Source organism: Microbacterium aoyamense, assembly GCF_023155855.1.
GTDB lineage: Bacteria > Actinomycetota > Actinomycetes > Actinomycetales > Microbacteriaceae > Microbacterium > Microbacterium aoyamense.
The window spans coordinates 349,181-361,713 of the sequence record NZ_JAKNUT010000003.1; the positions used below are offsets into that span (position 1 = coordinate 349,181).

Genomic DNA, 12,533 nt, shown 5'->3' on the forward strand with positions numbered 1-12,533 from the left:
CACGACCGCAGTGCACGAAGGAGAACGATGTATTTCAGCAACGGCAACTACGAAGCACTGGCTCGGCCCAAGAAGCCCGAAGGCGTCGACGGCAAGACCGCGTGGTTCGTCGGAGCGGGGCTCGCCTCGCTGTCGGGCGCCATCTTCATGATCCGGGACGGGCAGCTGCCGGGGCGTGCGATCACGATCCTCGAGGAGCTCGACCTGCCCGGCGGCGCGCTGGACGGCATCAAGAAGCCCAAGAAGGGCTTCGTCATCCGTGGGGGTCGTGAACTCGAAGACCACATGGAATGCCTGTGGGACATGATGAGCACGATCCCGTCGCTCGAGATCGAGGGCGCGAGCGTGCTCGACGAGTTCTTCTGGCTCAACAAGGAGGACCCGAACTACTCCCTGTGCCGCGTGACCGAGAAGCAGGGGCAGGATGCCAAGACCGGCAAGCTCTTCGGCCTCAGCAAGAAGGGTCAGAGCGAGATCCAGAAGCTCATCCTCGCGACGCGGGCGGATGTCGAGAACAAGCGGATCACGGATGTCTTCACCGACGAGGTTCTCGGGAGCAACTTCTGGCTCTACTGGCGCACGATGTTCGCGTTCCAGGAGTGGCACTCCGCGCTCGAGATGAAGCTGTACCTGCACCGCTTCATCCATCACATCGGCGGACTTCCCGACCTCTCGGCGCTCAAGTTCACGAAGTACAACCAGTACGAGTCGCTCGTGCTGCCGATGTACACCTGGCTGCTCGACCAGGGCGTGAACTTCCGGTTCTCCACCACCGTGACCGACATCGACTTCGATCTCGCCGAGGGGCGCAAGCAGGCGACGCGCATCCACTGGACCGACGCCGACGGCGAGGGCGGTGTCGATCTCGGTGAGAACGACCTCGTGCTCGCGACGATCGGCTCGCTCACCGAGAACTCCGACGAGGGCGATCAGCACACCCCGGCGAAGCTCAACACCGGCCCCGCGCCCGCATGGGATCTGTGGCGCCGCATCGCGGCGAAGGACCCGTCGTTCGGCCGTCCCGACGTCTTCGCGGGCGACTTCGACCAGACGAAGTGGGAGTCGGCGACGATCACGACGATCGACGAGCGGATCCCGGCGTACATCGAGAAGATCGCGCAGCGCGATCCGTTCTCGGGCAAGGTCGTGACCGGCGGCATCGTGACGGCGAAGGACTCGGCGTGGCTGCTGAGCTGGACCGTCAACCGTCAGCCCCACTTCAAGGCGCAGGCTCCCAACGAGATCGTCGTATGGTTCTACGCGCTCTTCTCCGATGTCGCCGGCGACTTCGTGCACAAGCCCATCCAGGACTGCACGGGCGAGGAGATCATCAAGGAGTGGCTGTACCACATGGGGGTGCCGATCGAAGAGATCCCCGAGCTCGCCGCGACGGGCGCGACCGCCGTGCCCGTCATGATGCCGTACGTGGATGCCTTCTTCATGCCGCGCGCGGCGGGCGACCGTCCCGACGTCGTGCCCGAAGGTGCGGTCAACTTCGCCTTCATCGGCCAGTTCGCCGAGACGACGCGCGACACGATCTTCACCACGGAGTATTCCGTGCGCACGGGCATGGAGGCGGCCTACCAGCTGCTGGGCGTTGACCGCGGCATCCCCGAAGTCTTCGCCTCGACCTACGACATCCGCTGGCTCCTCAAGGCGACGACGCGTCTCGCCGATGGCGTGGCCGTCGACATCCCCGGCCCGAACTTCATCAAGGGACGTGTCATCGACAAGCTCGACATGACGCAGCTCGGCGAGCTGCTGACCGACTTCGGGCTGCTTCCCGAGACCGGGACGACGACGGCGCGACCGCGCCTCGACGACGCGATCGAGTGACCGCGCTCTTCGAACCGCTCACGGTCGGCCCGCGGCAGGCTCGCAACCGGCTGTGGGTCGCTCCACTCTGTCAATACAGTGCCGTGGACGGGATGCCGCAGGAGTGGCATCACATGCATCTCACGCAGTTCGCCACGGGCGGCGCGGGGATCGTGATCGCCGAGGCGACCGCGGTCTCGCCCGAGGGGCGCATCTCGCCCGACGACACGGGGCTGTGGAACGACGCGCAGCGCGACGCGTGGACGCCGATCGCGGCGGCGATCCGTGCCCGCGGCGCGCTCGCCGGCATCCAGCTCGCGCACGCCGGACGCAAGGGCTCGACGTGGTCGCCGCTCATCGCGGGCCGGTATGGAAGCGTTCGCGTCGACGAGGGCGGGTGGCCCGCCGTCGCACCGTCGTCGATCGCTTTCGAGGGCTACGCGCGCCCTGAGGCGCTCGACCTCGACGGGATCGATCGGGTCGTGGCCGACTTCGCCGCCGCCGCAGTACGGGCCGCCGATGCCGGATTCGATGTGCTCGAGATCCACGGCGGCCACGGCTACCTGATCCACGAGTTCCTCTCGACGCTGTCGAACCAGCGCACCGACGAGTACGGCGGGTCGCTCGAGAACCGCGCTCGGCTGCTGATGCGCGTCGTGGCGTCCGTGCGGGACGCGGCGCCGGGCGCCGCGCTGTTCGTGCGCCTGTCGGCGACGGACTGGACCGCGGGCGGATGGACGGTCGAAGAATCGGTGCGGGTCGCCGCGTGGGCGGCGGAGCAGGGTGCCGACTTCTTCGACATCTCGAGCGGCGGCGCCGTGCCCGGTGAGCGGATACCGCTGAGTCCCGGCTACCAGGTGCCTCTCGCGGCCCGCGTCAAACGCGAGGCGGGCGTCGCCGTCGGCGCGGTCGGGCTCATCACCGACGGCGCACAGGCCGAGGCGATCCTCGAAGCGGGCGACGCCGACGCGATCCTGGCGGGGCGGGAGTGGATGCGGGACCCCCACTTCGCGCTCCGCGCCTCCGTCGAGCTCGGCGTGCAGGTGCCGTACTGGCCGCTGCAGTACGCCCGCGCTCGCCGGACCCGCTGACCGGGGGTGCGGATTCGTGCCAGATCGGTCGGGGGATGAGAACGCTCTGGCATCGTCGCGAGAGCGCTCGATACATTGACAGGTACTGGCGCCGCGGGTTCCGATGAGCCCGTCGTCGAGGCGTCATCATGAACGGGAGTGGGAATGACCGATACGCCGCAGCCGATCCGCCCCTCGGACGGAAAGGGATGGCTCGACCTCGGGCCGCGCGACATCTGGCGCGACCGCGAGGATCCCGACATCCTCGTTCCGCCCCCCACCGACGGCGGCACCGTCATGAACCTCAAGTACTCCTTCTCGGACTCGCACCAACGGCTCGAGCCGGGTGGCTGGGCGCGCGAGGTGACGAACCGCGATCTGCCGTCGTCGCAGGATGTCGCGGGCGTCAACATGGCCCTCGAGCCCGGCGCCTACCGCGAGCTGCACTGGCACAAAGAGGCGGAATGGGGTCTCATGCTGACCGGCAACGTGCGGGTCACCTCGGTCGACGAGCGCGGCCGCTATTTCATCGACGACCTCGTCGCAGGCGACCTGTGGAACTTCGAGGCGGGCCTGCCGCACTCGATCCAGGCCCTGGACCAGGGCTGCGAGTTCCTCCTCGTCTTCAGCGAGCCCGACTTCTCCGAGAACAACACCTTCCTGCTGTCGGACTGGTTCGCACACACACCCACGGACGTCGTCGCGGCGAATTTCCGCAAGACCGAGGTCGAGATCTCGCAGTTCCCGAAGGACGAGCTCTACATCTTCAAGGCGAACGTCCCCGGCCCGATCGCCGACGTCGAGCGTCCCACGCCCGCGGGCAAGGTGCCCTCGCCGTTCTCCTTCCACATGAAGGACGCTCCGGTCATCGAGTCCGAGGCCGGCCGCGTCCGGATCGTCGACGTCAACAACTTCCCCGCAGCCAAGACGATCTCCGCCGCGTTCATCGAGGTCGAGCCCGGGGGCATGCGGGAGCTGCACTGGCACCCGAAGGCCTCGGAGTGGCAGTTCTACATCCAGGGCAAGGCGCGGATGTCGGTGTTCCTCTCCGGCGGAACGGCCCGCACCTTCGACTTCCGGGCCGGCGACGTCGGCATCGTCCCGATCGTGGCGGGGCACTACGTGCAGAACATCGGCGATGAGACGCTCATCTTCGTCGAGATCTTCAAGCACCCCGAGTACTCCGACATCTCGGCACGCAAGTGGCTCGCATCCAACCCGACCCAGATCGTCGCGGACCACCTGCTGTCGACGGATGCGTTCGTCGAGTCGCTGCCGACCGACGACCTGCCGGCGCCGGTCATCTGGTACGACCAGTCGAAGATCCAGAAGTAGCGTCGTGTCGACGACCTCGACGGGCGCCGGGAGGCCGGCGCCCGAGACCTCGAACTTCCCGCTCATGGAGCTGCCGCTCGTCGGCTTCTTCCTGGCACTGGCTGCGGGGGCGATGAACGCCTGGTCGCTCGCGAACGCCGCGACGTTCTCGACCGTGCAATCCGGCAACATCATCTCGATGGGGTACTGGCTCATCCAGGGCGATCTCGGCAAGTTCGCCTTCCCGGCCCTCGCGGTGCTGGCCTTCGGCCTGGGCTCGGCACTGTGCGGTGTGCTCATGACGACGTTCCAGCGCAGCGGAAGACCGTACACACCCGGGGTCCTGCTCGTCGGAAGCGTTCTGCTGGTTATCATCGCGATCCTCGCCATCGTGCTGGTCGGTTCGGGTGATGGCCGCGCCGCCGGCGTCGACCTCTCGGCAGACCACACGATCACGGCCCACGTGCTCGCCCTGGCGATCTCGTTCATCGCCGGAGCGCAGGGCAACGCGTTCCACAAGAACAGCGGCATGCTCTACGGAAACGTGGCGGTGACGTTCGTCGTCCAGATGGCGTTCAACTTCCTGGTCCAGTCCGCGTTCAAGCGCGAGGGCATCAACGGTTCGACGAACATCAAGTGGGCGGGATTGTTCTTCTTCGTCCTGCTCGGATTCGCCGGCGGTGCGGCGATCGGCTTCGGAGCGGACCAGCTCCTCAACGGAGCATCCATCTTCATCCCCGCCGTGATCCTGCTCGCGCTGTTCTTCGTGGCGCTGGCGAAGGGGTTCAAGAACGTGGATCCCACGCCGGGCGGCAGCTTCGCGTGACGCGGCGAATATGAGACCGATGCTCGCTCGTGGCGCGGGCGGCGCCGACGGTGCCCGATAATCTCGAAGCGTGAGCGACACGTCATCCCCTATCGCGGCAGCCGGACTCGAGGTCGGACTCACGACGTGGTCCGCGCCCAACCCCTTCGGCGAGCCGACGGCGTACGTCCTCGTGCATCCGCTCACCGATCCAGATGACGGGTCGCTCGCCGAGGCTGTCTCGGGCATGGGGCTCAAGCGCCTCGACGCCGACGGCGACATCCTGCCGATCGGCACGGAGATCCTCTACGCGTCCCTCCGCGCTCTGCGCGTCGAACTGTGCACGCCCGCAGGCGTGTGGCTCGATCAGCCCGTCACCGACGACTGGACGGCGAACGCGATCGGGCGGCGCTACGTCGTGCTCGTGGTCGGCACGCGGCCGCTCGCCGAGGACGCCGATGCCGCTGCGATCTCTGCCTACCTGTCGAATCGAGAGCACATCTACACGGCGCTCGTGAAGATCCGTGTGCGGGTCGAGAACCCCTGATCGTGGCTGACGCGCCCCCTGCCGACAACGAGCCCGGACTGGGCCGGGCCGCGCGCGTCCTGGTCGTGCTCGGTGGGCTCGCGATCATCTCGGGCGTGCTCATCGGATTCATCGGAGGGGCTTTCCGCTGGCTGCTGCTGCACGCCGCGGCCTTTCGCGAGCAGCTGTCGACGTGGGCGCACACCGTGCCCTTCGGCTGGGTGGCGGTCATCGGCTTCTGCGCGGCGGGCGCCATCGTGGCGATCCTGCTCGTCCGGCTGTCGCCGGAGTCGGCGGGCAGCGGCATCCAGGACGTCGAAGCGGTCTACCGGCAGCAGCTGCCGTCGCCGCCTCTGTCGGTCGTGCCCGTGCGCTTCGCGGGCGGTCTGGCAGCCATCGGCTCGGGAATGGTGCTGGGGCGCGAGGGGCCGACGGTGCACATGGGAGCCGCACTCGGGGCCGGTGTGGGCAAGGCCGCCGGCTTGGATGCCGATGATCACCGGCTCCTGCAGACGGCGATGTCGGGGGCGGGTCTCGCGGTCGCCTTCAACGCCCCCGTAGGCGGCGCGCTCTTCGTGATCGAAGAAGTGACGAAGTCGGCGAGCTATCGGCTCATCGTGCCCACCGTGCTCGGCGTCGGTGCCGCGATCGCGTGCGCCCGTCTGGTGATCGGCGACCATCCCGACTTCCTCGTGCACCACGTGCCGAATCCACCGATGTACACGCTGCCGATGTTCCTCGTCTTCGGCGTTCTGCTCGGTTTGCTCGGAGCGGCCTACAACGCGCTCGTGGTCGGTCTGGTGAATCTCGATGCAGCGCTTTCGCGCGTCCCCGCCGTCGTGCGGGCCGGCGTCGTGGGCGCTCTCATCGGGCTGGCACTGTTCGTCGACCCGCTCACGGTCGGCGGCGGTGACGCCCTGACGCAGCTGCTCTTGACGGGCCAGGCGTTCGCGCCGCCTCTTCTGCTGATGTACCTGTTGATCCGGTTCGTGGCCGGCCCCTTGTCGTATGCCGCGGGCACGCCCGGGGGGTTGTTCGCTCCCCTGCTCGCCGTCGGAGCGCTGCTCGGCACGATCTTCGGTCAGATCGTGCTGGTGATGGCGCCGAGCCTCGGCGCCGATTTCCTCATCGCGATGGCGATCGTCGGCATGTCGACGATGTTCGGCGCGACCGTGCGAGCGCCGCTCACGGGCATCGTCCTGATCGTCGAGATGACGGCGGTGACGACGGTCACGGTGCCGATGCTCCTGGCCGCAGGAGCGGCCGTCGTGACGGCGATGCTCGTGAAGTCCGCGCCCGTCTACGACAGCTTGCGCGAGATCACGCTGCGCGCTCGATCCTGAGTGCGCTCACCCGTTCGCTGCGCGCATCGCGAGGACACCCGCACCGACGTCGAGCGCCGCTGCAAGTGCCGACAGCAGCTCGCCTCGCGGTGTCTCGCCGGTCGAGGTGACGGCCGGCTCGGGAAGGATGCTGCGCGCGACCGGTCGACCGAGCAGAGCGGTGAGATCTCGAGCCGTGACGAGGAAGTCGAGGCCGTTGCCGGGCCGGTAGGAGTGCTCGGCGCGCACGTCGCCGTCGCCGTCGAGCACCGCGACGTGGAGCGCGAGCATGCGCTGCTCACCGCCCTCGTAGACCTCTTCCGACGTGTGGCTCCAGTGCCGCATGACGGCGACGGGGCGCTCGAGGTCGGAGATTCCGGCCACGGACTCCGTGTCTTCGGTGCGCGCCGAACCCGGCTCCAGCGTCGTCTCGAAGGCGGCGCGCACGTCGCCCGGTTCGCGTTCTGACCCGAGGTCCACCCGCACGCGGAGGCGCTGTCGCGTGCGGTTGGTGAGTTCCAGCGTCGTCGCGGTGAGGCGGACATGGACGACGTCCGACGTGCGGATCGCCGCAAGGTCCGGTAACGGGTCCGGCGCCTCGACCGGGGCCGCGTCGCGCGGCCGCTCGGCGTCGACCTCGGGTGCCGTCGGCACGCCGAGACCGAAGGCCAGCTCGACCATCGCCGCCGCCTGATCCGCGACGGTCGCGCCGTGCTGCACGTGCGCGCGGTCGAAGACGACGAAGACATCGGCGTCGGGATGACCGGCGATCACCCCGGCGGCCTCCGTCGAGCCTGGAGGAACGGCGACGACGATCGCGGCCGGACGCGTGACGAGCTCGTGCAGCGAGCGCTCCGGACGCGCGAAGGTCAACTCGTGCCACGCGGGCGCTGCCGCGCGAGCGAGCACTCGACTCGCGATGCCCGAGTGGGTCGCCGAGGCGAGCGTCCCGCGACCGTTGAGGTGCTCGACGCGACGGCCGGATGCCGCGGCCACCGCTGCGGCGATGTACAGCTCGTAGGCCGACACCGCGCCCGCGGGGGAGAGCACCGCGACCGGCCCCGGCTGGAGCGGCAGCGTGGCGGGGAACACGACGACGGCGAGAGGGCCGCCACCGGTCGCCGAGAGTGTGTCGGCGGCGGCGAGGAGGTCGGCTGCGGCATCCGTCCCGCGCTCGGCGATGCCGATGAGCGCGCCGTAGGCGAGCGCGCCCGCGAGCGACGCGTCGCCGTCTCGCTGCTCGACCTCGATGCCGAGGAGCCCCAGGCGCTCCGTCGTGGTGGCGTCGACGCGATGCGCTGCGACGGCGGTGATTCCCATGGTCGTCAGCCTAATGAGCGGACGTCGATCGGTAAGCGATGCTCACTCTTCCGGGGCGTCAGTCGGCGAGAGACAGGAGCTCCGCGAGGACCCGCGGGTGGTCGAGGATGCGGAAGTGCCCGCCCGTGTCGAGCTCGATGTTCGTCGCGCCCGGCAGCTCGCTGCGCTCGGGGATGTGCGGGTCGAAGTGCCCGTACATCGACACGATGCGCGCGTTGACGTCGCGCTGCTCGGTGAGCGCGAGGATCGTGGCATCCGTCGTCGAGAAATCGCGCAGAGTGCGTCCCCACATGAGGTTCGCGTAGCGCGAGCCGCCGAACGGAGTGGCGACGGCGAGCATCGATCGCACGCGGTGGCCCGAGGGCCCGATCATGACTTGCTTGCCGATGAGGCCGCCCTTGCTGTGCGCGGCGATGACGGCATCCGTCAGGTCATGCTCTTCGAGGTATCCGGCGACGCTGTCCGCCGACTCGACGACGGGGTGCCGATTGTGGCGGAGCCTGCCGAGCACGTGCACGGGATGCCCCGCCGCGTGGGCGTCCTCGACAAGCGGCTGGAGGAACTTCCAGGTCTCGTAGACGCCGGGGATCACGACGATCGGCGTGCGCTCGCCCGTGCGGTACGTCGTCGGATCGACGCGGTTGAAGAACGCGCGCACCTGCCAGATTCCCGCGTACACGTAGTCCTGCGCCCACCAGGCGAGGTTGCGGAAGGCGGAGGTCACCGTCCGATTGTGATGGATGCCGCGAAGAATTCGCTATTCAGTCTTGCTGAGTACCGGTACTCAGTGTTACCGTCTAGTGGTAGTCAGCGATACAGAGTAGGGGTGAGCATGGCCAGTCAGATGACCGAGATGCTCAAGGGCACGCTCGAGGGGATCGTGCTCGCGGTGCTCGCCGAGCAGCCCGCATACGGGTATGAGATCACCGCGCGGCTGCGGGACGAGGGATTCACCGAGCTCGTCGAAGGAACCGTCTACGCGCTGCTCGTGCGCATCGAGCAGCGGGGGTTCGTCGACGTCGAGAAGGTGCCCTCCGAGAAGGGCCCGCCGCGCAAGGTCTACACGATCAACCTCACCGGTCGGGCTCAGCTCGACGAGTTCTGGAGGACATGGAGCTTCCTCGCCGAACGCATCGAACAGCTCCACCGAAACCGCGAAGAGAGAGAGAACTGACATGGCCGCCAAGTGGATCGAATTCATCACCGGACCGCTCGAGCAGAAGAAGCAGTGGCGAGAGGCCAAGGCGCGTCTCGAAGCGCTGCCCGAGCCGTACCGCACCACCGCCGCTGCGGTGAACCGCTACCTCATGTACTACGGCGGCGTCGTCGAGGGCGACGTGATCGTGCAGATGTTCCTCGACAGTGCCGACTTCTGGGAGCGCGCGGCGCTCGACGGCACGCCGATCCGCCAGATCGTCGGTGACGACCCGGCCGCGTTCGCGGAGGAGTTCGCCGCCGCGTACGGCGGCAAGCAGTGGATCGACAAGGAGCGCGCGCGCCTCAACAAGGCGATCGACGACGTCGAGAAGGAGCAGTCATGACCGACGCAGCCATCCGGGTGCAGGGGATCGAGAAGTCCTTCAAGGACCTCGCCGTCCTGAAGGGCGTCGACTTCGAGGTCGAGCGGGGCAGCATCTTCGCCCTGCTCGGCTCGAACGGCGCCGGCAAGACGACGCTCGTCCGCATCCTCTCCACGCTCCTGAAGGCGGATGCCGGGTCTGCTGCCGTCCACGGCTTCGACATCGCGTCGCAGGCGCAGGACGTTCGCGAATCGATCAGCCTGACCGGGCAGTTCGCCGCCGTCGACGAGATCCTCTCGGGACGCGAGAATCTCGTGCTCATCGCGCAGCTGCGACACCTCGAGAACCCCGGCGCCGTCGCCGACGATCTGCTCGCGCGCTTCTCGCTCACCGAAGCCGGCTCTCGCCGCGCCGGAACCTACTCGGGAGGGATGCGACGCCGGCTCGACATCGCGATGAGCCTGATCGGCGACCCGCCCATCATCTTCCTCGACGAGCCGACGACAGGGCTCGACCCCGAGGCCCGCATCGAGGTGTGGCAGACGGTGAAGAAGCTGGCCGCATCCGGCACGACCGTCCTGCTCACGACGCAGTACCTCGACGAGGCCGAGCAGCTCGCCGACAGGATCGCGATCCTGAACCGCGGCACCATCATCCAGAACGGCACGCTCGCCGAGCTCAAGCGGCTCCTGCCGCAGGCGAAGGTCGAGTACGTCGAGAAGCAGCCCACGCTCGAAGAGGTCTTCCTCGCGCTCGTGGGAGAAGAGAAGAAGGAGGCGGCCTGATGACCGCTCACGTCATCGGCGACACCAGCGTCCTCACCGGGCGCTCGCTGCGCCACATCCTCCGCAGCCCCGACACGATCATCACGACCGCGGTCACCCCGATCGCGCTCATGCTGCTGTTCGTGTTCGTGCTCGGCGGCGCGATCGACACGGGATCCAGCGAGTCCTACATCGATTACATGCTCCCCGGCATCCTGCTCATCACGATCGCGTCGGGCATCGCCTACACGGCGTACCGGCTGTTCCTCGATCTGCAGGGCGGGATCTTCGAGCGCTTCCAGTCGATGCCGATCGCGCGGTCGAGCGTGCTGTGGGCGCATGTGCTCACGTCCCTCGTCGCCAACCTGGTGTCCGTCGCGATCGTCGTCGGTGTCGCTCTGATCATGGGCTTCCGCACGGGAGCGTCGTTCGGCGCGTGGCTGGCCGTCGCCGGCATCCTGATCCTCTTCACCCTCGCCCTGACGTGGATCGCCGTCATCGCGGGGCTCTCGGCCAAGACCGTCGACGGCGCGAGCGCCTTCAGCTACCCGTTGATCTTCCTGCCGTTCATCAGCTCGGCCTTCGTGCCGACGGATTCGATGCCCGCGCCGGTCGCGTGGTTCGCCGAGAATCAGCCCGTCACGTCGATCGTCGACACGATGCGGTCGCTGTTCTCGGGCCAGCCCGTCGGCACCGACATCTGGGTCGCGCTCGCGTGGCTCGTCGGCATCCTCGTGGTCGCGTACTTCGCGGCGGCCGCGATCTACCGCCGCAGGTTCCGCTGAATCTGCGCGATTTCGAAGGGCCGCTCCCGGTGGGGGCGGCCCTTCGTCAGCGCCCGAGCGTCTCGTCGAGCCAATCGAACGCCCGCTGGCTGAACAGGGCCGCGGCGCCCGCTTCGTCGTGCTCGCCCGCACCTTCGGCGTTCGTGAAGCGGATGTACTCCTTCGGGGACGGCAGCGCGTCGTAGAGCTGCTGCGCGGAGCGGTTTCGCGGGTCGTTCTCGCCCGTGGCGAGCAGCACGGGGCAGCTGATCCGGTCCGCGAGTCCGGCGAGCGTGTACGGCGCGGAACCGCGCAGATACTCCAGCGGCGTGTCGAAGCCGTGCGTGAGCATGCCTCGGTCGAAGGTGAACGCGAGCTCGGCGGATGCCGCCATCTCGGCCCGCAGCGCCGCGTTCAGCGTGTCGGCGTCGCCGGTCTCCAGCTGGTCCCGATACTCGGCCGGCAGCAGGAACTTCGCGCCGGCGCCCACGTCGTACTGCGGAGCATCGCCGATCACGGCCGCGAGCCGATGCTCGGCCGTCGCTGCGCGCGGCGCCAGGAACCCGCCCCAGCTGCGGCCGAGGGCGACGATCTTCTCGGCATCGACCTCGGGTCGCGTGAGCAGCCAGTCGACTTCGGCCGTCACGACGGTCTCCCAATCGGGTCGGAAGTGCAGCCCCTTCTCGATGAGCGCCCCGCCTTGCCCGGGCCCGTCCATCAGGAGGATCGCATAGCCGCGCCGGAGTGCGGCGGCGCCCCCCGCGAAGTACGTCTCCTCCATCGTGCCGTCGTACCCGCCGACGAGGATGACGGTCGGGAACGGGCCGTCTCCGGCGGGTGTGGCGAAGTACGCGTCGAGTTCCTGGCCGTCGACGGGGATCGTCACGCTCGTGAAGGTCTCGTCCATGAGAGCGGATGCCCGGCGGAAGGCGTTCTTCTGGTTCCGGTAGGACGCGATCAGCCGATCGTCCAGCGGGGGAGCGAGATGGAAGATCCCCGACGTCCGGTAATAGGTCGTCGCGCGCAGGAATCCCTCTCGAGCGCTCACGGCGTGGCCGGCAGCGAGGCTCTTCTCGGCATCCGCCATGATCCTGTCTCCGAGCGCCTGCCACTGCACGAACCAGGCATCGCGGTCGTCGCCGATGAGCTTCGCGGTGATGAACGCTTCGCCGAAGTCGGCACCGCCGTAGGGGATCGTGTCGAGCAGGCGGACGAACTGGCCGTCGAACTGCGGATCGGCGAACGCGACGCCGGTGAGGGTGGGATCGGTCATGGCGGCCTCCGTGGGGCATCGGTGAACGTGCGGACGCACG

At 68.3% G+C, this 12,533-nt stretch carries 13 protein-coding genes; 10 read left to right on the forward strand and 3 right to left on the reverse strand.

Going from position 1 to position 12,533, the window contains the following annotated elements:
* Positions 1 to 27 precede the first annotated feature (27 nt).
* The 6 genes from MA876_RS10800 to MA876_RS10825 all read left to right on the forward strand — a co-directional run bounded on the left by MA876_RS10800 (position 28) and on the right by MA876_RS10825 (position 6,873).
* Positions 28 to 1,836, forward strand: coding sequence for an oleate hydratase (locus MA876_RS10800; protein WP_248148717.1), 1,809 nt, complete (start codon positions 28 to 30; stop codon positions 1,834 to 1,836).
* Complete coding sequence (locus MA876_RS10805) at positions 1,833 to 2,906, forward strand: NADH:flavin oxidoreductase/NADH oxidase (protein ID WP_248148718.1); 1,074 nt, start codon at positions 1,833 to 1,835, stop codon at positions 2,904 to 2,906. Before MA876_RS10800 ends, MA876_RS10805 begins: the two co-directional genes overlap by 4 nt.
* Before the next feature lie 144 nt (positions 2,907 to 3,050).
* On the forward strand, positions 3,051 to 4,220 hold the full coding sequence (locus MA876_RS10810) for a cupin domain-containing protein (RefSeq protein WP_248148719.1): 1,170 nt from the start codon (positions 3,051 to 3,053) through the stop codon (positions 4,218 to 4,220).
* 4 nt (positions 4,221 to 4,224) lie between these two features.
* A complete protein-coding gene (locus tag MA876_RS10815) occupies positions 4,225 to 5,025 on the forward strand; it encodes a DUF1275 family protein (RefSeq protein ID WP_248148720.1) in 801 nt (266 codons plus the stop codon).
* Positions 5,026 to 5,095: 70 nt separating this feature from the next.
* Entirely contained in the window at positions 5,096 to 5,551 is a 456-nt protein-coding gene (locus MA876_RS10820; protein WP_248148721.1) for a hypothetical protein, read from the forward strand.
* Between the two features lie 2 nt (positions 5,552 to 5,553).
* Positions 5,554 to 6,873 carry a ClC family H(+)/Cl(-) exchange transporter gene (locus MA876_RS10825; protein WP_248148722.1) on the forward strand — a complete coding sequence of 440 codons (1,320 nt, stop codon included), beginning with the start codon at positions 5,554 to 5,556 and terminating at the stop codon, positions 6,871 to 6,873.
* Between the two features lie 6 nt (positions 6,874 to 6,879).
* Here MA876_RS10825 and MA876_RS10830 read toward each other — a convergent pair whose 3' ends face one another.
* Positions 6,880 to 8,172 (reverse strand): hypothetical protein, encoded by a 1,293-nt coding sequence (locus tag MA876_RS10830; RefSeq protein ID WP_248148724.1) that lies wholly within the window; start codon positions 8,170 to 8,172, stop codon positions 6,880 to 6,882.
* A gap of 58 nt (positions 8,173 to 8,230) precedes the next feature.
* Positions 8,231 to 8,896, reverse strand: coding sequence for an esterase/lipase family protein (locus MA876_RS10835; protein WP_248148729.1), 666 nt, complete (start codon positions 8,894 to 8,896; stop codon positions 8,231 to 8,233).
* A gap of 108 nt (positions 8,897 to 9,004) precedes the next feature.
* Here MA876_RS10835 and MA876_RS10840 point away from each other — a divergent pair, with 108 nt between their 5' ends.
* Genes MA876_RS10840 through MA876_RS10855 form a run of 4 tightly spaced genes read left to right on the forward strand, consistent with a single transcriptional unit; the run spans position 9,005 to position 11,241 of the window.
* Positions 9,005 to 9,346 carry a PadR family transcriptional regulator gene (locus MA876_RS10840; protein WP_248148731.1) on the forward strand — a complete coding sequence of 114 codons (342 nt, stop codon included), beginning with the start codon at positions 9,005 to 9,007 and terminating at the stop codon, positions 9,344 to 9,346.
* Between the two features lies 1 nt (position 9,347).
* Positions 9,348 to 9,713: a DUF1048 domain-containing protein gene (locus tag MA876_RS10845; RefSeq protein WP_248148733.1), complete on the forward strand. Its 366-nt coding sequence runs from the start codon at positions 9,348 to 9,350 to the stop codon at positions 9,711 to 9,713.
* Positions 9,710 to 10,477 carry an ABC transporter ATP-binding protein gene (locus MA876_RS10850; RefSeq protein WP_248148734.1) on the forward strand — a complete coding sequence of 256 codons (768 nt, stop codon included), beginning with the start codon at positions 9,710 to 9,712 and terminating at the stop codon, positions 10,475 to 10,477. Before MA876_RS10845 ends, MA876_RS10850 begins: the two co-directional genes overlap by 4 nt.
* Positions 10,477 to 11,241 carry an ABC transporter permease gene (locus MA876_RS10855; protein WP_248148736.1) on the forward strand — a complete coding sequence of 255 codons (765 nt, stop codon included), beginning with the start codon at positions 10,477 to 10,479 and terminating at the stop codon, positions 11,239 to 11,241. Before MA876_RS10850 ends, MA876_RS10855 begins: the two co-directional genes overlap by 1 nt.
* A 46-nt stretch (positions 11,242 to 11,287) precedes the next feature.
* Here the strand turns inward: MA876_RS10855 and MA876_RS10860 are convergent, their stop codons facing one another.
* A complete protein-coding gene (locus MA876_RS10860; RefSeq protein ID WP_248148738.1) occupies positions 11,288 to 12,493 on the reverse strand; it encodes an alpha/beta hydrolase family protein in 1,206 nt (401 codons plus the stop codon).
* Positions 12,494 to 12,533: the final 40 nt, after the last annotated feature.

Excerpts from the sequence above, each read along its gene's own strand:
- MA876_RS10800 (WP_248148717.1), top strand. The coding sequence starts at position 28 with ATGTATTTCAGCAACGGCAACTACGAAGCACTGGCTCGGCCCAAGAAG.
- MA876_RS10810 (WP_248148719.1), top strand. The coding sequence starts at position 3,051 with ATGACCGATACGCCGCAGCCGATCCGCCCCTCGGACGGAAAGGGATGG.
- MA876_RS10830 (WP_248148724.1), bottom strand. The coding sequence starts at position 8,172 with ATGGGAATCACCGCCGTCGCAGCGCATCGCGTCGACGCCACCACGACG.
- MA876_RS10840 (WP_248148731.1), top strand. The coding sequence starts at position 9,005 with ATGGCCAGTCAGATGACCGAGATGCTCAAGGGCACGCTCGAGGGGATC.
- MA876_RS10845 (WP_248148733.1), top strand. The coding sequence starts at position 9,348 with ATGGCCGCCAAGTGGATCGAATTCATCACCGGACCGCTCGAGCAGAAG.
- MA876_RS10850 (WP_248148734.1), top strand. The coding sequence starts at position 9,710 with ATGACCGACGCAGCCATCCGGGTGCAGGGGATCGAGAAGTCCTTCAAG.
- MA876_RS10855 (WP_248148736.1), top strand. The coding sequence starts at position 10,477 with ATGACCGCTCACGTCATCGGCGACACCAGCGTCCTCACCGGGCGCTCG.
- MA876_RS10860 (WP_248148738.1), bottom strand. The coding sequence starts at position 12,493 with ATGACCGATCCCACCCTCACCGGCGTCGCGTTCGCCGATCCGCAGTTC.